At 70.8% G+C, this 20332-nt stretch carries 18 protein-coding genes and 1 tRNA gene; 13 read left to right on the plus strand and 6 right to left on the minus strand.

Translation table 11 applies throughout. The features are described from left to right. Nucleotides 1-5: 5 nt before the first annotated feature. The gene (locus ABZ454_RS05755; RefSeq protein ID WP_356322343.1) at nucleotides 6-983 is read right to left on the minus strand and encodes an SMI1/KNR4 family protein; all 978 of its coding nucleotides are present in this window, start codon (nucleotides 981-983) and stop codon (nucleotides 6-8) included. Between the two features lie 303 nt (nucleotides 984-1286). On the opposite strand from ABZ454_RS05755, the gene ABZ454_RS05760 reads away from it, so the two are divergent. Together ABZ454_RS05760 and ABZ454_RS05765 are read left to right on the plus strand one after the other, a co-directional pair. Then, nucleotides 1287-1820: a YwqJ-related putative deaminase gene (locus ABZ454_RS05760; protein WP_356322344.1), complete on the plus strand. Its 534-nt coding sequence runs from the start codon at nucleotides 1287-1289 to the stop codon at nucleotides 1818-1820. A gap of 10 nt (nucleotides 1821-1830) precedes the next feature. Then, a complete protein-coding gene (locus ABZ454_RS05765; RefSeq protein WP_359536248.1) occupies nucleotides 1831-2364 on the plus strand; it encodes an SUKH-3 domain-containing protein in 534 nt (177 codons plus the stop codon). 98 nt (nucleotides 2365-2462) lie between these two features. Here the strand turns inward: ABZ454_RS05765 and ABZ454_RS05770 are convergent, their stop codons facing one another. Continuing rightward, complete coding sequence (locus ABZ454_RS05770) at nucleotides 2463-3761, minus strand: histidine kinase (protein ID WP_356322346.1); 1299 nt, start codon at nucleotides 3759-3761, stop codon at nucleotides 2463-2465. Nucleotides 3762-3960: 199 nt separating this feature from the next. Here ABZ454_RS05770 and ABZ454_RS05775 point away from each other — a divergent pair. The 6 genes from ABZ454_RS05775 (at nucleotide 3961) to ABZ454_RS05800 (ending at nucleotide 8732) form a co-directional block, all read left to right on the plus strand. Further along, a tRNA-Gln gene (locus tag ABZ454_RS05775) sits at nucleotides 3961-4032 on the plus strand. 108 nt (nucleotides 4033-4140) lie between these two features. Continuing rightward, the gene (glmU, locus tag ABZ454_RS05780) at nucleotides 4141-5589 is read left to right on the plus strand and encodes a bifunctional UDP-N-acetylglucosamine diphosphorylase/glucosamine-1-phosphate N-acetyltransferase GlmU (RefSeq protein ID WP_356322348.1); all 1449 of its coding nucleotides are present in this window, start codon (nucleotides 4141-4143) and stop codon (nucleotides 5587-5589) included. Nucleotides 5590-5709: 120 nt separating this feature from the next. After that, nucleotides 5710-6684 carry a ribose-phosphate diphosphokinase gene (locus ABZ454_RS05785; protein ID WP_356322349.1) on the plus strand — a complete coding sequence of 325 codons (975 nt, stop codon included), beginning with the start codon at nucleotides 5710-5712 and terminating at the stop codon, nucleotides 6682-6684. 199 nt (nucleotides 6685-6883) lie between these two features. Further along, complete coding sequence (locus ABZ454_RS05790; RefSeq protein ID WP_359536249.1) at nucleotides 6884-7462, plus strand: 50S ribosomal protein L25/general stress protein Ctc; 579 nt, start codon at nucleotides 6884-6886, stop codon at nucleotides 7460-7462. Between the two features lie 107 nt (nucleotides 7463-7569). Further along, nucleotides 7570-8163, plus strand: a complete 594-nt coding sequence (pth, locus tag ABZ454_RS05795) for an aminoacyl-tRNA hydrolase (protein WP_359536250.1) — start codon at nucleotides 7570-7572, stop codon at nucleotides 8161-8163. A 98-nt stretch (nucleotides 8164-8261) separates the two neighbouring features. Then, the gene (locus ABZ454_RS05800; protein ID WP_359536251.1) at nucleotides 8262-8732 is read left to right on the plus strand and encodes a hypothetical protein; all 471 of its coding nucleotides are present in this window, start codon (nucleotides 8262-8264) and stop codon (nucleotides 8730-8732) included. Between the two features lie 26 nt (nucleotides 8733-8758). Here ABZ454_RS05800 and ppc read toward each other — a convergent pair whose 3' ends face one another. Continuing rightward, nucleotides 8759-11488: a phosphoenolpyruvate carboxylase gene (gene ppc, locus ABZ454_RS05805; RefSeq protein WP_356322353.1), complete on the minus strand. Its 2730-nt coding sequence runs from the start codon at nucleotides 11486-11488 to the stop codon at nucleotides 8759-8761. A 365-nt stretch (nucleotides 11489-11853) separates the two neighbouring features. On the opposite strand from ppc, the gene ABZ454_RS05810 reads away from it, so the two are divergent. The 4 genes from ABZ454_RS05810 (at nucleotide 11854) to ABZ454_RS05825 (ending at nucleotide 17514) form a co-directional block, all read left to right on the plus strand. Beyond that, complete coding sequence (locus ABZ454_RS05810; RefSeq protein ID WP_359536252.1) at nucleotides 11854-12834, plus strand: fatty acid desaturase; 981 nt, start codon at nucleotides 11854-11856, stop codon at nucleotides 12832-12834. Further along, on the plus strand, nucleotides 12831-13517 hold the full coding sequence (locus ABZ454_RS05815; RefSeq protein ID WP_356322355.1) for a TetR/AcrR family transcriptional regulator: 687 nt from the start codon (nucleotides 12831-12833) through the stop codon (nucleotides 13515-13517). Before ABZ454_RS05810 ends, ABZ454_RS05815 begins: the two co-directional genes overlap by 4 nt. A 323-nt stretch (nucleotides 13518-13840) precedes the next feature. After that, nucleotides 13841-15505 (plus strand): VCBS repeat-containing protein, encoded by a 1665-nt coding sequence (locus ABZ454_RS05820; protein WP_359536440.1) that lies wholly within the window; start codon nucleotides 13841-13843, stop codon nucleotides 15503-15505. A 236-nt stretch (nucleotides 15506-15741) separates the two neighbouring features. Beyond that, nucleotides 15742-17514 (plus strand): VCBS repeat-containing protein, encoded by a 1773-nt coding sequence (locus tag ABZ454_RS05825; RefSeq protein ID WP_359536441.1) that lies wholly within the window; start codon nucleotides 15742-15744, stop codon nucleotides 17512-17514. 51 nt (nucleotides 17515-17565) lie between these two features. Here the strand turns inward: ABZ454_RS05825 and ABZ454_RS05830 are convergent, their stop codons facing one another. Both ABZ454_RS05830 and ABZ454_RS05835 read right to left on the minus strand, forming a co-directional pair. After that, nucleotides 17566-17949, minus strand: a complete 384-nt coding sequence (locus ABZ454_RS05830) for a VOC family protein (protein WP_359536253.1) — start codon at nucleotides 17947-17949, stop codon at nucleotides 17566-17568. Further along, nucleotides 17949-18746, minus strand: coding sequence for a trans-aconitate 2-methyltransferase (locus ABZ454_RS05835; RefSeq protein WP_359536254.1), 798 nt, complete (start codon nucleotides 18744-18746; stop codon nucleotides 17949-17951). The genes ABZ454_RS05830 and ABZ454_RS05835 overlap by 1 nt, the downstream gene beginning before the upstream one ends. An 88-nt stretch (nucleotides 18747-18834) precedes the next feature. Here ABZ454_RS05835 and ABZ454_RS05840 point away from each other — a divergent pair, with 88 nt between their 5' ends. Beyond that, nucleotides 18835-19332 carry a MarR family transcriptional regulator gene (locus ABZ454_RS05840; protein WP_356322358.1) on the plus strand — a complete coding sequence of 166 codons (498 nt, stop codon included), beginning with the start codon at nucleotides 18835-18837 and terminating at the stop codon, nucleotides 19330-19332. Here ABZ454_RS05840 and ABZ454_RS05845 read toward each other — a convergent pair. Beyond that, the gene (locus tag ABZ454_RS05845; protein ID WP_356322369.1) at nucleotides 19291-20100 is read right to left on the minus strand and encodes a response regulator transcription factor; all 810 of its coding nucleotides are present in this window, start codon (nucleotides 20098-20100) and stop codon (nucleotides 19291-19293) included. The genes ABZ454_RS05840 and ABZ454_RS05845 overlap by 42 nt on opposite strands. Between the last annotated feature and the right edge of the window lie 232 nt (nucleotides 20101-20332).

A 20332-nucleotide genomic window follows, 5' to 3' on the forward strand; every position in this document is an offset into this window, starting at 1 on the left:
CGCGCTCACCCCTCCACCGGGACAGCACGCGCGAAGCCGCCGTCCACCATCAGGTTCGCCACCGTCTCCAGCTCCGGCGGATTACCCGCCAGACGCTGGAGGAACGCGTCGAAATCGGCGCCGCACGGCAACAACAGCCGCTCCACCCGCTCCTGAACGCTCCAGCCGTCCTGGTCGCGCGCGTCGTCGTACGCACAGAACCAGACCGAACCGACGCCGTCCCCACGGACCTTCACCGCCAGAATGCCGCCCTGGACGAAACCGACCCCCAGGTAGTCCTTCGTCAGGTGATCCCGCAGGCACTTGTTCACATACACCAGGTCGTTCACGCCGGCTTCCTCACGCACCGTGAAGAACGGCTGATCGACCAGAAGCCCCAGCTCCGCGTCCAGCGCCGCACCCACCGGAGCCGAACCACCCGCCGCCTTCAGGAACGAGCGGTACGCACCCGGCAACCGGTAGCCGAGGTCCTCCTCGACCCCCTGGATCTGCTGCTCGCTCACCGCCACGGCGCCCTTCGGCAACCGGAAGTGCGCGGGCCGCGTCTCCTGCAGCGGCCGCGTACCCCGCTTGTTCTGGTCCACCGCGGTCGTCGCCAGACCACCGTGGTGCCGCAGCAACGCCTTCACCTCGACCGGCACCAACTCCATCCGCCGGCCACCCGGCACGTGATGCCAGGTCCAGCCGTGCGGGGTCGCCACCGCCGGAATCGTGTCCCACAGCTCATGGCCGCTCGCCGCCGACGCCGCGTTCGCCGACACGTAGTCCGTGAGCCGCAGCTCATCCACACCGAACCCCTGCGGAGGCTCCGCGATCTCAGCGGCGGCGCGCGCGTACGGCGCGAAGTCCGGACAGCCGTTCCCGTCCATGCGCACACCCCTCGGGTGGCGGGACGCCCGGACCGGATCCGGGAAGTGCACGAGCTGCCCGGCGTAGGCCGCGTTCGGTGGCGCGGCTTGCTGCCCGAGCCGACCTGTCGTCATGGCGGTTGCCCCCTGCTGCGTCTGGCTGATGAGGACCGACCTGCCCATGGGGGCGGTCCAGGCACAGCCTATGCGGTGAGCCCGTCACACACCCCGCCCCTCCGCCCCCCAGCCACTTCCGTCACCAACCGTCACAACAACGTGACGCACGAGCGACGAACAGGCTTCTGATACGCGACACGCAGACACGTTTCACCGACCCAGCTTTCACAGAACCCGGCACATTTGGCAGGCTGTCACCCGCATACACGGGGGCGTGCCCATCCGGCACCAGCCGCTGCGGGCACGGGAGGGACAAGCACCATGCACACCGCACACTCCGCACAGACCGTCACCACCGGGGACCCACGACTCAGCTGGAGCAGCAACGAGAGCGGCCACACCCCCCGCCTCACCCACCGCCGCGACGGCATCCTGCCCGCCGTGGCCGCGGCACTGTCCGTACGCGGCGAGACCCTCACCTGCACCGCGGGCAAGGGCGACCAGCCCCCCGTACTCCACCACCTCGTCCAGGACTTCCTCGACACCCTCCCCACCGGCCAGCGCGAACGCTTCACCGGCCGCTGCCCCGAAGCCATACTGCTCTCCCGGCACCTCACCGCCGCGGAGAGCAGCCGCTCCAAGCGGGCCCAGCGCAAACCGCTCACCAACGGCGAGGCCCGCCGCGCGCTGAAGCACGCCCGCCTCACCGCACGCCGCATCCGCGAGGACGGCGACCCCCTCCACGGCAGCTACGCCGCACCCTGCCGCTCCTGCACCGTCATGCTCGCCCACTTCGGCGTACGTCCCGTCGACCTCACCACGACCGGAACGGCAACCACCGCCGAGAAGGGCTGACCCCGCCCCCATGCACGACCGCACCGAACTGCCCGCACAAACAGGCCGCGCCCAGCACGACCGCCACAGCTCCACCCGCTTCCCCGTCGCCATCGACGCCGCCCTGCGCACCGCCGGCTGGCACCCCGGCCGCTGGGACATCCGCCAGGCCGAGGAATGGGCCGACGCCCTGCGCTCGCACGCCTCCCCCGCCGGACACCAGCACGCCGTCTTCCCGGCGGCGGTGGAGGCATGGGCGGAATTCGGCGGACTGCTCATCACCGCGACGGCACCGGGGCGCCAGATCGCACCGGCGCCCGTGCGGATCGACCCGCTGAGCGGACTCCACCTCGCCCGCACCCTGGGCGACTTGGGACGCGCCCTGCAGACGGAGGTCGCCCCCCTGGGCGAAGAGGGCGACGGACAGGCCGTCCTCGCCATCGACAGCGAGGGACGGGTCTACAGCATCGACCACACCGGCGACTGGTACCTCGGACCCGACATCGACCACGCCCTCGCCACCCTGATCACCGGAATGCAGCCGGAACGCCTGGTCTCGGGCTGAGCGAGGGCGCCGACGCCCCGACGCCCGGCCGAACGGCCGTCCGCCCGCCGGCACAAGGGCCCGCCCCTACACGCCGGACCGGCCGGGGCGGGGCCGCCCTACACCGCCTCCCCGTCCGGCAGCACCGCCGACACCCGGAACCCGCCCGCGTCCGTCGGACCCGACACGAAGACACCGCCGAGCCCCAGCACCCGCTCCCGCATCCCCACCAGACCGTTACCCCCACTGGGCAGCCCCGCATCCGCGGTGGCCGCGTCCGACGGACCGTTCTCCACCTGCATCGCGACCTCGGAGTCCCGGTGCGCCAGCCGCACCCACGTCTTCGCACCCGCCGCGTGCTTGTGCACGTTCGTCAGGGCCTCCTGCACCACCCGGTACGCCGTCTGCTCGACCTCCGGCGCGTACGGACGCGAGCGGCCCTCCACCGAGAGCTCCACCGTCATCCCCGCCGCCCGGGACTCCCCGACCAGCGTCTCCATCTCGTCCAGCCGCGGCCCGTCCTCGGCCGCCGGCACCACCCGGCCCACCGAGGCCAGCGGCACCTTCGCCACCCGCGTCACCATCGGCTCCCCCGTCCGCAGCACGCCGAGCATCTCGCGCAACTCCGTCAACGCCTGCCGCCCCATGTCACCGACCAGCGCCGCGTTACGCACCGCCTTCGCCGGATCCTTCGGCGCCACCGCCTGCAGAGCCGCCGCGTGCACCACCATGAGACTCACCCGGTGCGCCACCACGTCATGCATCTCACGCGCGATCCGGGTCCGCTCCTCGGTACGCGCCCACTCCGCCCGCTCCTCCGCCCGGTCCGCGAGCAACGACAACTCCCGCTCCAGGGAATCCGCCCGCTCCCGCAAGCTCTCCATCAGCCGGCGCCGCGCCCCTATGTAGAGGCCGAACAGCACCGGCGGCGCGGTGAGGCCCACCGCCATGAAGAGGGACAGCATCGGCACGTACCAGTCGCCGGGACCGAAGTCCGCGTCGGCGTCGACGCCCTGCCGCAGCCGCACGTACGTGACGAGGAACGTCCCCACCAGCGCCATGCTCATCAGCACCGCGGTGATCCGCCGCGGCACCTCGGACGCGGCCAGCGTGTACAGGCCGACCAGGCCCATCAGGAAGCCCATCTCGGCCGGCGTCGTGGCGATCGACACGAGCACCACGGCGATGGGCCACTTCCGGCGCACCAGCAGCACGGACCCGGCCAGCAGCCCGAACACCACTCCCAGCGGCACCGGCAGCCCGGTGTCCCCGGCGAACGCCACGCCTTCCAGCGCGCACTCCAGCGCCGATGCCAGCGCCAGTCCCCCGTCCAGTGCGACACTCCGTCGCCGTTCCCACCACCAGTAGCCGCGGGTGGTCAGACCCGCCGCCTCCCGGTCTGCCCCCGTTGCGGTCATGGCATCCAGCGTACGGGCGGGCGCACCTCATTTTCGGGTGACCTGCACAGCACGTCGTGGCGTCGAACGGATTCGAATAGGCGGGGGTCCGCGTGAACGAAAGCGCGGACCTGTACCGTCGCGTCGAGGGCCGGTGGTACGGCATAGTGTTGGGTGCCATCCGGCGACCTGACGCGATGTCCGGTCTGTTCGCCTTCATTCCCCCATGGTGTAATTGGCAGCACAGTAGCTTTTGGTGCTATTTGTCCGGGTTCGAGTCCTGGTGGGGGAGCTCGGCGCGCCGGGCCCTGACCAACCGGTCGGGGCCCGCACTCATGTCCGCCTCAACGCCCCCCGGTATCCTGCGGATGTCCACCACCCGAAGCCGAAGGGCATATCCGTGAGCTCCGTTCGCCCGGCAGCCGTCGTCGTCCTCGCAGCGGGTGAGGGCACCCGCATGAAGTCGAAGACCCCCAAGGTCCTGCACGAAATCTCCGGGCGCTCGCTCGTCGGACATGTCGTCGCAGCCTCCCGTGAGCTGGACCCGCAGCACCTCGTCGTGGTCGTCGGCCACGCCGGCGAGCAGGTCACCGCCCACCTCACCGCCGCGGACGCCCAGGTGCGCACCGCCTTCCAGCCCGAGCAGAAGGGCACCGGGAACGCGGTGCGCGTCGGGCTCGACGAGCTGGGCGGGACCGTCGACGGCACCGTGATCGTCGTCTGCGGCGACACCCCGCTGCTGTCCGGTGAGACGCTCGCCGCGCTGGCCGCCACCCACACCGCCGACGGCAACGCCGTCACCGTGCTCAGCGCCGAGGTCCCCGACGCCACCGGTTACGGCCGCATCGTCCGCGACCCGGCGACCGGCGCGGTCACCGAGATCGTCGAGCACAAGGACGCCTCGGACGCGCAGCGTGCGATCCGGGAGATCAATTCGGGGGTGTTCGCGTTCGACGGCCGGCTGCTCACGGACGCGCTCGGCAAGGTCCGTACGGACAACAGCCAGGGCGAGGAGTACCTCACCGACGTGCTGTCCATCCTGCGGGAGGCCGGACACCGGGTCGGGGCGTCGGTCGCCGCCGACCACCGGGAGATCCTCGGGATCAACAACCGGGTGCAGCTCGCCGAGGCCCGTCGGCTGCTGAACCAGCGGCTGCTGGAGCGGGCGATGACGGCGGGCGTGACGGTGATGGATCCGGCGTCGACCCTGATCGACGTGACCGTGACGTTCGAGCGGGACGCGGTCGTGCACCCGGGTACGCAGTTGCTGGGTGCGACGCACGTCGCGGAGGACGCCGAGGTGGGTCCGAACTCGCGGCTGACGGACACCGTCGTCCACGAGGGCGCGCGGGTGAGCAACACGGTGGCCGACGGGGCCGAGGTGGGTCCGGGCGCGCTGGTGGGTCCGTACGCGTATCTGCGGCCGGGCACGAAGCTGGGTCCGAAGTCCAAGGCCGGTGCGTACGTGGAGATGAAGAACGCCACGATCGGGGAGGGGACGAAGGTTCCTCACCTGTCGTACGTGGGGGACGCGACGATCGGCGACCACACGAACATCGGTGCGGCGAGCGTCTTCGTGAACTACGACGGGGTGAAGAAGCACCACACGACGATCGGATCGCACTGCCGTACCGGTTCGGACAATATGTTTGTGGCGCCTGTCACGATCGGGGACGGCGTCTACACCGCGGCGGGCTCGGTGATCACGAAGGACGTGCCGGCCGGCTCGCTGGCCGTGGCCCGTGGCCAGCAACGGAATATCGAGGGTTGGGTCGCCCGTAAGCGTCCGGGGAGTGCGGCCGCGCAGGCGGCCCAGGCCGTGGCGGAGGACACCGACAGCGAAAGCTGACCGGAAACAGGTGCGTCGCGCACGGCGTACCGTGATAGATGCTCACCCCATTTCGGCTGGCTCGTTGCACTTCGGGACATCTGCGTGCAGCGCCAGGAACACGTCTGAGGAGACTGTGCTGTGACCGGGATCAAGACGACCGGCGAGAAGAAGCTGATGCTCTTCTCCGGCCGCGCCCACCCCGAGCTGGCCGAGGAGGTTGCGCACCAGCTGGGTGTGGGCCTCGTGCCGACGAAGGCCTTCGATTTCGCCAACGGTGAGATCTACGTCCGCTTCCAGGAGTCGGCCCGCGGGGCCGACTGCTTTCTGATCCAGAGCCACACCGCTCCGATCAACAAGTGGATCATGGAGCAGCTGATCATGCTGGACGCGCTGAAGCGCGCGTCGGCACGTTCCATCACGGTGATCGTGCCGTTCTACGGTTACGCCCGTCAGGACAAGAAGCACCGTGGCCGTGAGCCGATCTCGGCCCGTCTGATCGCGGACCTGATGAAGACGGCGGGCGCGGACCGCATCCTCACGGTGGATCTGCACACGGACCAGATCCAGGGCTTCTTCGACGGCCCGGTCGACCACCTCTTCGCGCTGCCGATCCTGGCCGACTACGTCGGTGCGAAGGTCGATCGCTCGAAGCTGACGATCGTCTCCCCGGACGCCGGCCGCGTCCGCGTCGCCGACCGCTGGTGCGACCGCCTGGACGCTCCGCTGGCGATCGTGCACAAGCGTCGCGACAAGGACGTGCCCAACCAGGTCAGCGTCCACGAGGTCGTGGGCAACGTGAAGGGCCGGGTCTGCGTCCTGGTCGACGACATGATCGACACCGGCGGCACGATCTGCGCCGCCGCGGACGCCCTGTTCGCCCACGGTGCCGAGGACGTCATAGTGACGGCGACGCACGGTGTGCTCTCGGGCCCGGCCGCGGACCGGCTGAAGAACTCGAAGGTCAGCGAGTTCGTGTTCACGGACAGCCTGCCCACCCCGGGCGAGCTGGAGCTCGACAAGATCACGGTGCTCTCCATCGCGCCGACGATCGCGCGTGCGGTGCGTGAGGTGTTCGAGGACGGTTCGGTGACGAGCCTCTTCGAGGAGCAGTAGGACCTCTCGCAGTAGGCGAAGAGGGTCACGGAAGATCCACTTTGGGTGCGGCCTCCCCGCCGGGTAGACTCAGCGAGTTGCTCGGCGAGGGAGGCCGTACTCATAGGTACGGCGATCCGTTATCGGCGCGCTCTTCGTAGCAGGCCTGTCGTGGGCCGGGTGACCATCCGTAGTTCTTCACCTTACGAGGAGTGCAGTCATGGCCGAGATCAAGCTCAACGCCGAGGTCCGTACCGAGTTCGGCAAGGGCGCTGCCCGCCGTACCCGTCGCGCCAACCTGGTTCCCGCGGTCGTCTACGGCCACGGCGCCGAGGCCGTCCACGTCACGCTGCCGGCCCACGAGCTGCACCTCGCGCTCCGTACCGCCAACGTCCTGATCGGTCTCGAGATCGACGGCAAGGACGCGCTGGTCATCCCGAAGGCCGTGCAGCGCAACGCCCTCAAGGGCAACATCGAGCACGTCGACCTGCTGACCGTCAAGCGCGGCGAGAAGGTCAACGTCGAGATCGCGGTGCACGCCGAGGGCGACCTGGCCCCGGGCGGCAACCTGCTCGAGTACGTGCAGAACACGCTGCTCGTCGAGGCCGAGGCCACGCACATCCCCGAGTCGGTCACCGTCTCCGTCGCGGGCCTGGACGCCGGTGACTCGATCCTGGCCAAGGACGTTCCGCTGCCCAAGGGTTCGGTGCTGGCCGGCGACGAGGACGCCATCGTGCTGCAGGTCGTCGCCGCGCAGGCCGAGGAGGCCCCCGCGGAGGAGGCTCCCGCCGAGGCGTGAGCCTTGCCCCACCTGCTTGACTGACGGGGTGGCGGTCTCCTTCCGGGGGATCCGCCGCCCCGTTTTTCCCTTTCGCCGCCCGTTCGTACGCGAGGAGACCCTGCGCGATGTCCGACGCCACCGACCCCTGGCTGATCGTGGGCCTGGGCAATCCTGGTCCCGAGTACGCGGCGAACCGGCACAATGCGGGTTTCATGGTCGCCGACCTGCTCGCGGAGCGCATCGGCGGGAAGTTCAAGCGGGCCCCCAAGGCCCAGGCGCAGGTGCTGGAGGGGCGGATCGGTCCGCCCGGGCCGCTGAGCCGCCGGGTGGTGGTGGCGAAGCCGATGTCGTACATGAACCTGTCGGGCGGCCCGGTCACGGCGCTGCGCGACTTCTACAAGGTGCCGCTGGACCATGTCGTGGCGATCCATGACGAGCTGGACATCGACTACGGCACGCTGCGGCTGAAGCTGGGCGGCGGCGACAACGGCCACAACGGGCTGAAGTCGATGACGAAGTCGATGGGGCCGGAGTACCACCGGGTCCGGTTCGGGATCGGGCGTCCGCCGGGGCGGATGCAGGTGGCGGACTTCGTGTTGAAGGACTTCTCCTCCACGGAACGCAAGGAGCTCGCCTTCGTGGTGGACCGGGCCGCGGACGCGGTGGAGTGTCTGCTGGCGGAGGGGTTGGAGCGCGCGCAGAGCGCGTACAACGCATGAGTCCCGGTCTGCGCCGAAACCGACATACCTACCGGTAACCGGGCTGTTTTCAGCCACGGCTTGACCGGGTGCGGGGGCCTGACCAAGGATCGGCCCCCATGAAACACAGCTCTTCCCACCGTGCCCTGCGGTACGGCCGCGGCGCGGCGCTCGGCTGCGTGGTCCTGGTGGTGCTCGTCGCGGGTGTGTGGTCCTCGTGGGCGTCGGCGCAGCACATCGTGCTGGCGAAGGGCCGTGAGCACGGGACGATGACGGTGACGGGGTGCGGCAGCGAGGTCTGCACGGGCCCTTACGCGCCGTCCGACGGCGGGGCCGCGCGCTCGCGGGTGTCGGTCGTCAAGTCCGTGGCGGCGAAGAAGGGGGATCGTTTCCCGGTCGTCGTGAAGCCGGACACCTTCGAGGTCGTGCGCACCGGCGTGCCGGGTTTTCTGCATGCGTGGGTGCCGTTGGGCGGGGCGTTGGTCCTGGCCGGGCTGGTGATCGGCGGCGGGTTGCGGCTGCCGCGGACGGGCTGGGGGACCGGGATCGCGGGTGGGGTCCTGCTCGTGGCGACGTTCTTCGCCCTGTGAGGGGACCCCGCCCGCGGTCGCGTTGATCAGCCGGTGTTGCGCAGGCCCGCGGCGACGCCGTTGACGGTGAGCAGCAGGGCGCGGGCGAGGAGCGGGTCGGGCTCTTCGCCGCGTTCGGCTGCCTGGCGCTGGCGGGCCAGGAGGGACACCTGGAGGTAGGAGATCGGGTCCAGGTAGGCGTCGCGGATGGCGAAGGTCTGCTGGAGCACGGGGCTGGTGCCGAGCAGTTCGCTGTTACCGGTGACCTTGAGGACTTCCTTCACCGTCAGCGCGTGTTCGGCCTCGATGCCGTCGAAGACGTGCTTCAGCTCGTCGGGGACGAGCGTGTCCACGTAGTGGCGGGCGATGCGCAGGTCGGTCTTGGCGAGGGTCATCTCGACGTTGGAGAGGAAGTTGCGGAAGAAGTGCCACTGTTCGTGCATCTCTTCCAGGACGGAGCCGAGTCCGGCCTCGCGCAGGGCCTTGAGGCCGGAGCCGACGCCGAACCAGCCGGGCACGATCTGCCGGGACTGGGTCCAGCCGAAGACCCAGGGGATGGCGCGCAGTCCGTCGAGCGAGACGCCCGAGCCGGGGCGGCGGGAGGGCCGCGAGCCCAGGTGCAGGTCGGCGAGCTGGTCCACCGGGGTGGAGGCGAGGAAGTACGCGGGCAGGTCCGGGTCCTCGACGAGCTTGCGGTAGGCGTTGTGGGCCGCGTCGGAGACGGTGTCCATGGCCGCGTCCCAGCGGGCGAGGGCTTCGTCGGACTGGCGGGGCGCGGTGTGCAGCGCGGAGGCCTGGAGGGTGGCGGCGACGGTCAGTTCCAGGTTCTCGCGGGCGAGCGCCGGGATGAGGTACTTGTCGGAGATGACCTCGCCCTGCTCGGTCACCTTGATCTCGCCCTCCAGCGTGCCCCACGGCTGGGCGAGGATCGCGTCGTGCGAGGGGCCGCCGCCGCGGCCGACGGTGCCGCCGCGGCCGTGGAAGAGGCGCAGGCGTACGCCGTAGCGGTGGGCCACGTCGCGCAGGCGTCGCTGGGCGCGGTGGATCTCCCACTGGGAGGTGGTGATGCCGCCGAACTTGGACGAGTCGGAGTAGCCGAGCATGACCTCCTGGACGTCGCCGCGGAGGGAGACGAGGCGGCGGTAGGAGGGGTCGGCGAGCATCTCGTCGAGGATGACGTCGGCGGCCTTGAGCTCGTCGGTCGTCTCCAGGAGCGGGACGATGCCGATCTTGGCCCAGCCGCCGTGGAGGTCGAGGAGTCCGGCTTCGCGGGCGAGGACGGCGGCGGCGAAGACGTCGTCGGCGCCCTGGCACATCGAGATGATGTAGGACTCGATGACTTCGGGGCCGAAGCGCTCGAAGGCCTGGCTGATGGTGTGGAAGACGCCGAGGGTCTTCTCGCCCGCGGCGTCCAGCGGGGCCGGGGTCGGGGCGAGGGGGCGACGGGAGCGGAGTTCCTTGGCGAGGAGCTTCTGCCGGTAGTCGCGGGGCATGTCGGCGTAGCGCCAGGACTCTTCTCCGAGGCGGTCGAAGAGCTGGCCGAGGGCGTGGTGGTGGGCGTCGGCGTGCTCGCGCACGTCCATGGTGGCGAGCTGGAGGCCGAAGGCGGTCAGGGTGCGGATGGTGCGGTCCATCCGGCCGTCGGCGACGATGCCGCCCTTGTGCGCGCGCAGCGAGGTCTGGATGAGGGCGAGGTCGGCGATGAGCTGGGAGGTGCCGAGGTAGTCGCAGCCGGGGCGGTGGGGGGTGCCGGTGGCGAGGCGCTCGCGGGTGTTGACGAGCTTCTGCCGGATGCAGGTGGCCTTGAGCCGGTAGGGCTCCTCCGCGTTCAGCCGCTTGTAGCGGGGGCTGATCTCGGGGAGCGCCTCCAGGTCGGCCTGGAGGGAGTTGAGGAGCTCTTCGGTGGCCCCGGTGTAGCGGATGGAGTTGGAGAGCAGTCCGCGCAGCTGGTCGACGAGGTCGAGGGCGTCGGTGATGCCGTGCTCGTGCTGGAGGATCAGCACGTCCCAGGTGACGGCGGGCGTCACGTTGGGGTTGCCGTCGCGGTCGCCGCCGATCCAGGTGCCGAAGGTGAGGGGGCGGGTGCCGGCGGGAAGTTCGACGCCGACGCGCTCGAGTTCGGCGGCCAGGTCCTCCAGGACGTCGCCCACGGCGTTGGCGTGGAGTTCGTCGAGGTAGTAGATGGCGTTGCGGGCCTCGTCGGCGGGTTCCGGGCGGACGACGCGGAGCTCGTCGGTCTGCCAGATGAGGTCGATGTTCTCGGCGAGCCGCAGGTCGTGGCGGCGCCGGTCGGCCTCGATGACGGGGGTTTCGAGGAGCGCGGCGATGCGGCGGAGCTTGTTGAGCACCGAGCGGCGGGCGGCTTCGGTGGGATGTGCGGTGAAGACGGGCCGTACGTTGAGGTTCTTGACGGTCTCGCGCAGGTGCTCGGGGTCGGCGTCCTTGAGCCGGTCGGCGGTGCGGGCGAGGAGTCCGCCTTCGGCGGCGCGCCGGTCGCGCATCTCGTGGGCGCGGTGGACCTGCTCGGTGACGTTGGCGAGGTGGAAGTACGTGGAGAAGGCGCGCACGAGTCGTGCGGCGGTTTCCAGGTCCGTGTCGCCGAGGAGTTCGGCCGCGGCTTCGCCGTCGGTGCGGGTCAGGGCGCGGACGCGCTCGACGAGGTCGAGGAGCTCCTGGCCTTCCTGGCGTACGAGGGTCTCGCCCAGCAGGTCGCCGAGGCGGCGGATGTCGGCGCGCAGCTCGGGGCTGGCGGCAGGGGTCTGGTCGGCACTGCTCACAGTGTGCGGCTCCTTGCAGTGGTTGAGCACGGGATCCGGGGCCCGCGGCCGGCTGCGGTGCCGACGCGACCCCCCGGGTGGCAGGGTGCGGACCGCGCTGTCCGACCTCCCCAGGATAGGTGTCCGTGCTGTCGGCGCTGTTCGCGCCCCGAGAGGTGCCCGTTGTTCGTACGGGGGATGTGCGGGTACACGAGAGGTGCCCTACCCCGTATGGCGTCCGTCCGTGCGCGGTCCGTCGTCTTCGCGTGTGGCGGGCCTCCTCGCTGCCATACTTACGACGCCGTAGGTTACGGGTGCGTAGCCCTGGGGTCCCTCGTTCGGGGCCCTGCCTGTCCGCCGCATTCTCACTCCACAGGGGACTCCCCATGAAGTCCAGCCCCGAAGTGATCGAGGCCGCTCAGACGGCCGATGGTCAGGTCCTTACCTCCGCCACGCTCGGCGGGGACAACAAGCGGTCCATCGAGCAGATCGCGCTCCTGCTGTTCATCGTCGTGCCGTTCGTGGCCCTGGTCGCGGCGGTGCCGCTGGCGTGGGGCCGTGGTGTGAGCTGGCTCGATCTGGGTCTGATGGTGGCGATGTACTTCATCGGCTGCCATGGGATCACGATCGGCTTCCACCGCTACTTCACCCATGGTTCGTTCAAGGCCAAGCGTCCGCTCCGGATCGCTCTGGCCGTGGCCGGTTCGCTGGCCGTGGAGGGTCCGGTGGTCCGCTGGGTGGCCGATCACCGCAAGCATCACCGTTTCTCGGACGCGGAGGGTGATCCGCATTCGCCGTGGCGTTTCGGCGAGACGCTGCCGGCCCTGATGAAGGGGCTCTGGTGGGCGCACATCGCATGGATGTTCGACGAGGAGCGGACGCCTCAGCAGAAGTACGCCCCCGACCTGGTCAGGGATCCGGTGATCCGCGGGATCTCGCGTCACTTCCTCTCCTTCACGATCGTCTCGCTGGCCATTCCCCCGCTGGTGGGCGGCCTGGTCACGATGTCGTGGTGGGGTGCGGCGACGGCGTTCTTCTGGGGTTCGCTCGTGCGGGTGGCGCTGCTGCACCATGTGACCTGGTCGATCAACTCGATCTGTCACGCGGTCGGCAAGCGCCCGTTCAAGTCCCGTGACAAGTCCGGGAACGTGTGGTGGCTGGCGGTCCTGTCGTGCGGCGAGTCCTGGCACAACCTGCACCACGCGGACCCGACGAGTGCGCGGCACGGGGTGATGCGGGGTCAGATCGATTCGAGTGCCCGGCTGATCCGCTGGTTCGAGAAGCTGGGCTGGGCGCACGACGTGCGCTGGCCGGACGCGGCCCGTATCGAGTCCCGGCGCTACCCCGCGCGGGCCGACGCGGCATGATTGACGATGTGGCGACCGACTCAAGCGCAGGCAGCGAGAACACCCGTGCACCCTCCGCCCGGCGGACCCGCCGGGTGCGGATGACCGGGAAGGAACGCCGCGAGCAGCTGCTGGACATCGGTCGCACCCTCTTCGCCGACAAGGGTTTCGAAGGCACCTCGGTGGAGGAGATCGCGGCGCGTGCCGGGGTCTCGAAGCCGGTGGTGTACGAGCACTTCGGCGGCAAGGAGGGGCTGTACGCCGTGGTGGTGGACCGGGAGATGCGTCAGCTCCTGGACATGGTGACCGGTGCGCTGACCGCCGGTCATCCGCGTGAGCTGCTGGAGCAGGCGGCGTTCGCGCTGCTGGACTACATCGAGACCTCCACGGACGGTTTCCGCATTCTGGTCCGTGATTCGCCGGTGGCCCAGTCGACGGGTACGTTCGCCTCCCTCATCAGCGACATCGCCACGCAGGTGGAGGACATCCTGGGTCTGGAGTTCAAGGCCCGGGGCTTCGATCCGAAGCTGGCGCCGTTGTACGCGCAGGCGCTGGTCGGGATGGTGGCGCTGACGGGGCAGTGGTGGGTGAACGCCCGTAAGCCCGAGAAGGCGGAGGTCGCCGCGCATCTGGTGAATCTGGCGTGGCACGGTCTGGAGAACCTGGAGTCGAAGCCGCGGCTGATAGGGCACCGCAGGAGCTGAGGGGCGGCGGCCCACGGCCGCCTGTCCGCGGCGCGTCCCCCCGCGGACAGGCGGCGTCCCGGCATCCGGGAGACCCGGAAAACCGGGAGATTGTTCATCGCTAAATCGCTTCAGTCCCGCTGGTCACAGTTGTAGAGTCTGTGACCATCCCGGGAATGCTTCAGTGTGCACGTATCGCACCTGTGAAGGCGTTTCTCCCGGTTCCACCACTTACCCCTGGGGGGGCTTTGTCTTCTGTGGAACCCGGCCGTCGTGCCCTGCCCGCGCGCTCGAAGCGCGCGGGCCGCATAGCTGCCTGCACCGCTCTCGTCCTCTCGGCCGGCATGCTGCTGGCCGCCCCGGCCTCGGCCGATGACACCGCACCGCACCGCACCGCCGTCGAGCAGCCCGCGCCGGTTCTCGGCCGGCTGCCGTCCCTCACCCTTCCGAAGCGCTCGGCCCAGAAGTCGCGTGCGGCCGGTGTCGCGGGCGCGGCGGACGCGGTGGTGCCCGCGAAGCCGCGCCTCGATGTGGACGGCGACGGTTTCAGCGACACGATGTACCGCGCGATCAACGGCACGGTGTACGTCGAGCCGTCGAGCGGGGCGGACGCCTACGAGTACACGCTCAGCGGCGGCGACTCAGCGGAGCAGTACAAGGACCTCGTCGCCCCCGGCGACCTGAACGGGGACGGCAGCCCCGAGATCCTGGCGCTGTCCGCCACCGGCACGCTCTCGCTCTTCCAGAGCCCGGTCGGTTCCTACACCGGCTCCCGCACCTGGTCGGGCAACGGCTGGCAGGTGTACAACAAGCTCGTCGGCGCCGGCGACCTGAACGGCGACGGCCGCGGCGACGTACTGGGCCGCACGCCGTCGGGCGAGCTGTACCTGTACGTCACCACCGGCGCGGTCACCGGCAGCCCGCTCAAGTCCCGGGTCAAGGTCGGCAACGGCTGGGGCGTCTACGACCAGCTGGTCGGTGCGAACGACGTGACCGGCGACGGCATCGCCGACCTCTTCGCCCGCACGCCCGGCGGTGATCTCTACTTCTACCCCGGCACCGGCAACGCGGCCGCGCCGTTCGCGGGGCGGGTGCACGTCGGCAGCGGCTGGAACAGCTACAACCAGATCATCGGCGTCGACGACGCCAACGGTGACGGCTTCGGTGACATCCTCGCGCGGACGACGGCCGGCGCGCTGTACTACTACGAGTCGACCGGAGTGGGCAGCTTCCTCACCCGTTCCGGAGGCGGCACCGGCTGGAACGCGGTGTCGCTGTTCGTCGGGGCGGGCGGCAACCCCGACTTCGGCAAGAACGAGATGTTCGGCCTGGACACCCAGGGCAACCTGTTCTGGTACTACCCGAAGAACAACGGCCTGCTCGCCGCACGCCAGCTGGTCGGCGAGAACTGGGGTGGGGCCGACATCACCACCCCGTCGTCCCTCGACAACGACGGCCGGGCCGAGCTGATGGAGCTCTACGCCGGCACGCTGTACAACAACGGCAGCCCCATCGGCAACGGCTGGGGCGTCTACAACAGCCTCGTCGGCCCGGGCGACCTCAGCGGTGACGGCAAGGGCGACCTGCTGGCCCGCGACCGCTCCGGCAACCTCTACCTGTACCGGGGCAACGGCACGGGCACCGCGTTCGCCTCCCGGATCAAGGTGGGCGCCGGCTGGAACGCGTACAACAAGCTGCTCGGCGCCGGTGACTACAACGGCGACGGCCTCACCGACCTGCTCGCCCGCACCTCCGGCGGGACGCTGTACCTGTACCCGGGTACGGGCGTCGCGTCGAAGCCGTTCAAGTCCCGCGTCTCCATCGGCGGCGGCTGGAACTCGTACAAGAAGCTGGCAGCGCCCGGCGACATCAACGGCGACGGCAAGGCCGACGTCCTCGGTGTCGACGGCAAGGGCGACCTGTACCGCTACGCCTCGACCGGCACCGGCAAGTTCGGCGCCCGGGCCAAGGTCGGCGGCGGCTGGCAGACCTACGTCAACCTGTACTGATCCACGGCACGACCGCACCCACGCGCGGGGGGCCCCGTCACCGGTCATCCGGTGGCGGGGCCCCGTCCGTCGGGCGGCCGGTCCAGGAGATCGTTCAGTTCTTTATCACTTCAGTCCCACTGGTCACAGCTGTAGAGTCTGTGAGCATCCCGGGAACGCTTCCGTGCGCATGTATCGCACCTGTGAAGACGTTTCTCCCGGTTCCCACACGTACCCCTGGGGGGGCTTTGTCTTCTGTGGAACCCGGCCGTCGTGCCCTGCCCGCGCGCTCGAAGCGCGCGGGCCGCATAGCTGCCTGCACCGCTCTCGTCCTCTCGGCCGGCATGCTGCTGGCCGCCCCGGCCTCGGCCGATGACACCGCACCGCACCGCTCGGTCGCCGAGCGGCCCACGGCATCGGCGGGCCCGCGGCCGGCCCTGACCCTGCCGGAGCACACCGCCCGGAAGCAGAAGGCGGCCGCCGCTCCGGGCGCGGGCGACGCCGCCGTCGCGGCGAAGCCCCGTGCGGACTTCGACGGTGACGGCTACTCCGACCTGATCTACCGGTCGTACGACTCGGAGCTGTACATCACGCCGAACAACGCCGGGGAGTCGGCGTTCGACATCCCCGGTGGGCCTCCGTCCGCGTTCAAGGACATCATTCCGGCCGGTGACCGAACGGGCGACGGCATCGCGGACCTCCTGACCCTGTCGCCGTACGGCGAGCTCTCGCTGCACACCGGTTACTCCGTCTCCGGTGCGAGCGGCGCGATCTGGACCGGCAAGGGCTGGCAGATCTACAACAAGGTCCTGACGCCCGGCGACCTGACCGGCGACGGACGTTCCGACCTGCTGGCCCGCACGCCCGCGGGCGAGCTGTATCTGTACGCGGCCACCGGCGACACGGCCTCGGCCCCGTTCTCCGCACGGGTCCTGGTGGGCAAGGGCTGGCAGCTGTTCGACCACCTCATCGGGGCGAACGACGTCAACGGGGACGGCATCGCCGACCTCTACGGCCGGAACACGTCCGGCGACCTGTACTTCTACGCCGGCACCGGGTCCGCGGCGGCCCCGTTCGCGCACAGCGTCAAAGTCGGTCACGGCTGGCAGACCTACAACCAGGTCGTCGGCGCCGACGACCTGAACGGCGACGGCCGCGGCGATCTGCTCGCCCGCGCGGTCAACGGCGACGTCTACGTCTATCTCGCCACCGGCGACAGCGGCGCGCTCGCGCCGCGCGTCGCGGGCGGCACCGGCCTGAACGTGGCCTCGCTCCTCGCCGGCGCGGGCGGCGCGCCCGACTTCGGCAAGAACGACCTCCTCGGGCTCGACACCAAGGGCACGCTCTGGGCCTACTGGTCGCTGAACAACGGGAAGCTCAGCCCGCGCTCCCAGATGAGCGACGTCGGCGGGTGGAAGGGCGCCAAGCCGTTCTACTCGTCCTCGCTCAACGAGAACGCCTTGGTGGACCTCATGGAGGTGTACGACGGCGGGCTCTACAACTACAGCTACGCCCCCGGCGACGCCCCCCGGATCAGCGGCAGCTGGGGCGGCTACAACCTCACCGTCGGCCCCGGCGACCTGACCGGCGACGGCAAGGGCGACCTGCTGACCCGTGACAGCGGCGGCTCCCTGTACCTCCACCCCGGCAACGGCACGGGCGGCGCCCTCGGCGCCCGGGTCAAGGTCGGCGGCGGCTGGAACGCGTACACCGCCATCGTCGGCGCCGGCGACTTCACCGGGGACGGGCGCACCGACCTGGTGGCCCGCGACTCGGCCGGCAACCTGTACATGTACCGGGGCACGGGCCAGGCGGCCAAGCCGTTCGGGTCGTCGTACCTCATCGGCGGCGGTTGGAACACCTACGCGAAGCTGGCCGCTCCCGGTGACCTCACCGGGGACGGCAAGGCCGACCTGGTCGGCGTCGACCGCAGCGGCGGTCTCTACCTCTACACCTCGAACGGGGCGGGTCAGTTCCCCCCGCGGGTCGGGCTCGGCGGCGGCTGGAGCACGTACAGCAGCCTCAGCTGATCCACGGCGCGCGGCCGTCGCCACGGCCGTGACCGCGTCCGACGGGCCCCGTCACCGGTTCTCCGGTGGCGGGGCCCCGTCCGGTTCCAGGAACTCCAGCCGGTTGCCCACCGGGTCCTCGCTGAAGAAGCGGCGGTGGCCGGGCAGGTCCCCGTCCCACCGCACCTGAACGCCGCGCTCCGCCAGCCGGGCCGCGTACGCCTCGATGTCCCGCACCCGCAGGCCCGGGTGCGCCTTGCGGGCCGGGCGGAAGTCCGCCTCGACGCCCAGGTGGAGCTGGACCGGGCCGGCCTGGAACCAGCAGCCGCCGCGGGCGGCGAGGACCGGCGGCTTGGGGATCTCCGTCATCCCGAGAACGGCCACGTAGTACGTGCGCAGCGCCTCCTCCGCGCCCGCGGGGGCGGCCAGCTGGACGTGGTCGACGGCGGCGATCATCACTTCTCCCGGCGGGCGACGGCGAAGATGCGGCGGAACGGGAAGACGGTGCCGTGCGGGCCCGCCGGGTAGGCGGCGCGCAGCCGGTCGCGGTATTCGGCGAGGAAGGCGCTCCGGGCCTCCTCGTCGTCGGCGAGGGCGGTGAGGACCGGGCGCAGTCCGGTGCCCTTCACCCAGTCGAGGACGGGGTCCTCGCCGTGCAGGAGGTGGAGGTAGGTGGTCTCCCAGACGTCGGCGGTGCGGCCGGGGGCCGTGAGGCGGTCCAGGTAGCCGGCGGGGCTGAGGACGGCGTCCGTGTGGCGCAGGCGGCCGCCCAGGCGGGAGCGCCAGCGCGGGGAGTCGGCGAGCTCGCGCATCAGGACGTGCGAGGGCTGGTCGAAGTTGCCGGGGACCTGGAGGGCGAGGATCCCGCCGGGGGTGAGGGCGTCCAGCCAGTCGGGGAGGCGGTCGGCGTGGCCGGGGACCCACTGGAGCAGGGCGTTGGAGATGATCAGGTCGTGGGGCCGGTCGGGGGTCCAGGTCGCGGCGTCGGCCTCGGCGAAGCCGAGCAGGGCGGTGGTGTGGGCGCGGGCCCGTTCCAGCATCTGCGGGGAGTTGTCGTAGCCGGTGATACGGGCCCCGGGCCAGCGCTCGGCGAGCAGGACGGTGACGTTGCCCGCACCGCAGCCGAGGTCGGCGATACGGGGAGCGGCGGCGTCCGGAAGTTCGGGGACGCGGGCCAGGAGGTCGTGGAAGGGGCGGGTGCGATGGTCCGCGTGGCGCAGGTACTGCTGCGGATCCCAGGTGGGTGCGGTCATGGGATCAGGATCGGCGAAAAAGTATCTTGATGTCAAGACACTTGAATTCAAGAGACTTCATGTCGACAGACCCTCTACACTGATCCACATGGAGGACGAGGTCGACCGACTGGTCGCTGCATGGCGCCGGGAGCGCCCCGACCTCGACGTGGAACCACTCGAGGTCCTCAGCCGCGTCTCCCGCCTGGCCCGCCATCTCGACCGGGCCCGCAGAATCGCCTTCGCCGAGCATCAGCTGGAGCCGTGGGAGTTCGACGTCCTCACGTCGCTGCGCCGCGCCGGCGCCCCGTACCAGCTCTCGCCCGGCCAGCTCCTCACCCAGACCCTCGTCACGTCGGGCACGATGACCAACCGCATCGACCGGCTGACCAAGAAGAACCTCGTCGAGCGGCTCCCCGACCCCAGCGACCGCCGTGGCGTCCTGGTCCGGCTCACCGCCGAGGGCCGCGACAAGGCCGACCAGTCGCTGGCCGGCCTGCTCGCCCAGGAGCGCGCCATCCTGGGCGAGCTGTCCCGCCAGCAGCGGGGCGAACTGGCGGGTCTGCTACGCCAGTTGACCGCCCCGTTCGACAACGTCCCCGGTTAGGGCCGGCACCGGGGCCGGTGCGTCCAGGTCGGCCGGGCCCACGCCCGCCCGCCGGGCCAGCGCGACGGCCGCCAGCGTGGAGTGCACACCCAGCTTGCCCAGTACGTTCTGCATGTGGGTGCGCACCGTGTGCGGGGAGAGGAAGAGCCGCTCCGCGACCGCCTTGCGGCCGAGCCCCGCCACCATGCAGCGCAGCACCTCCCGCTCGCGCGGGGTCAGCGACTCGACGAGCTGTTCGCTCTCGGTGCGGTGCTTGCGGTCCGCCATCAGCTCCCGCAGCACCCCCGTGAGGAGCGCGGGCGGCAGATGCGTCTCGTCGCGCAGCACCCCCCGGATCACCGCGAGCAGTCGTTGCAGCGAGCTGTCCTTGGCGACCCAGCCGCAGGCGCCCGCCTGGAGTGCGCGCGCGGCCCGGCGCGGATCGTCCTTCTCGGCGAGCACCACCATGCGCACCGGGGACCGCAGCGACCGGATGCCGGCGACCAGGGAGATGCCGTCGGCCAGGCCGTTCTCGCCGGGGGGCGCGGCGGGCGCCGGGACCAGGGCGACGGCCTGGTGGCCGGGCGGGCGGGGGACGCCGAGTTCGGCGTCGACCAGTATCACGTCGTAACCGCGTCCCTCGGTCGCCGCGCGTTCCAGACAGCGCAGGGCCGCCGGTCCGCTGCCCGCCGCGGCCACGTCGACGTCCGGCTCGGCGGCGAGCGCCGCGGCGAGCGACTCGGCGAAAATGCGGTGGTCGTCGACGACGAGAACCCGGATACGGGCCACAGGCACCCCCATGCTGTGCGTTCTGGGGCGCTCGCGACCCGCGGCGCCCGGCGGGGGCGGACCGGCACGGGTGCGGCGCCCGGACGGAGAGTCGAACCGCAGTCCACGGCCGCCGCCGTGTACCGACTGCCACCCCGCCCGGGCGTCGCACCCGGCTGTCTCGTACCCCTGAATCAGCACCGGCCCCCACCGGTGCTGTGCATCAGGGTACGGGCGGCGGCCCCGGGGGGAA

The organism is Streptomyces sp. NPDC005803, from assembly GCF_040630435.1.
Taxonomy (GTDB): Bacteria; Actinomycetota; Actinomycetes; order Streptomycetales; family Streptomycetaceae; genus Streptomyces.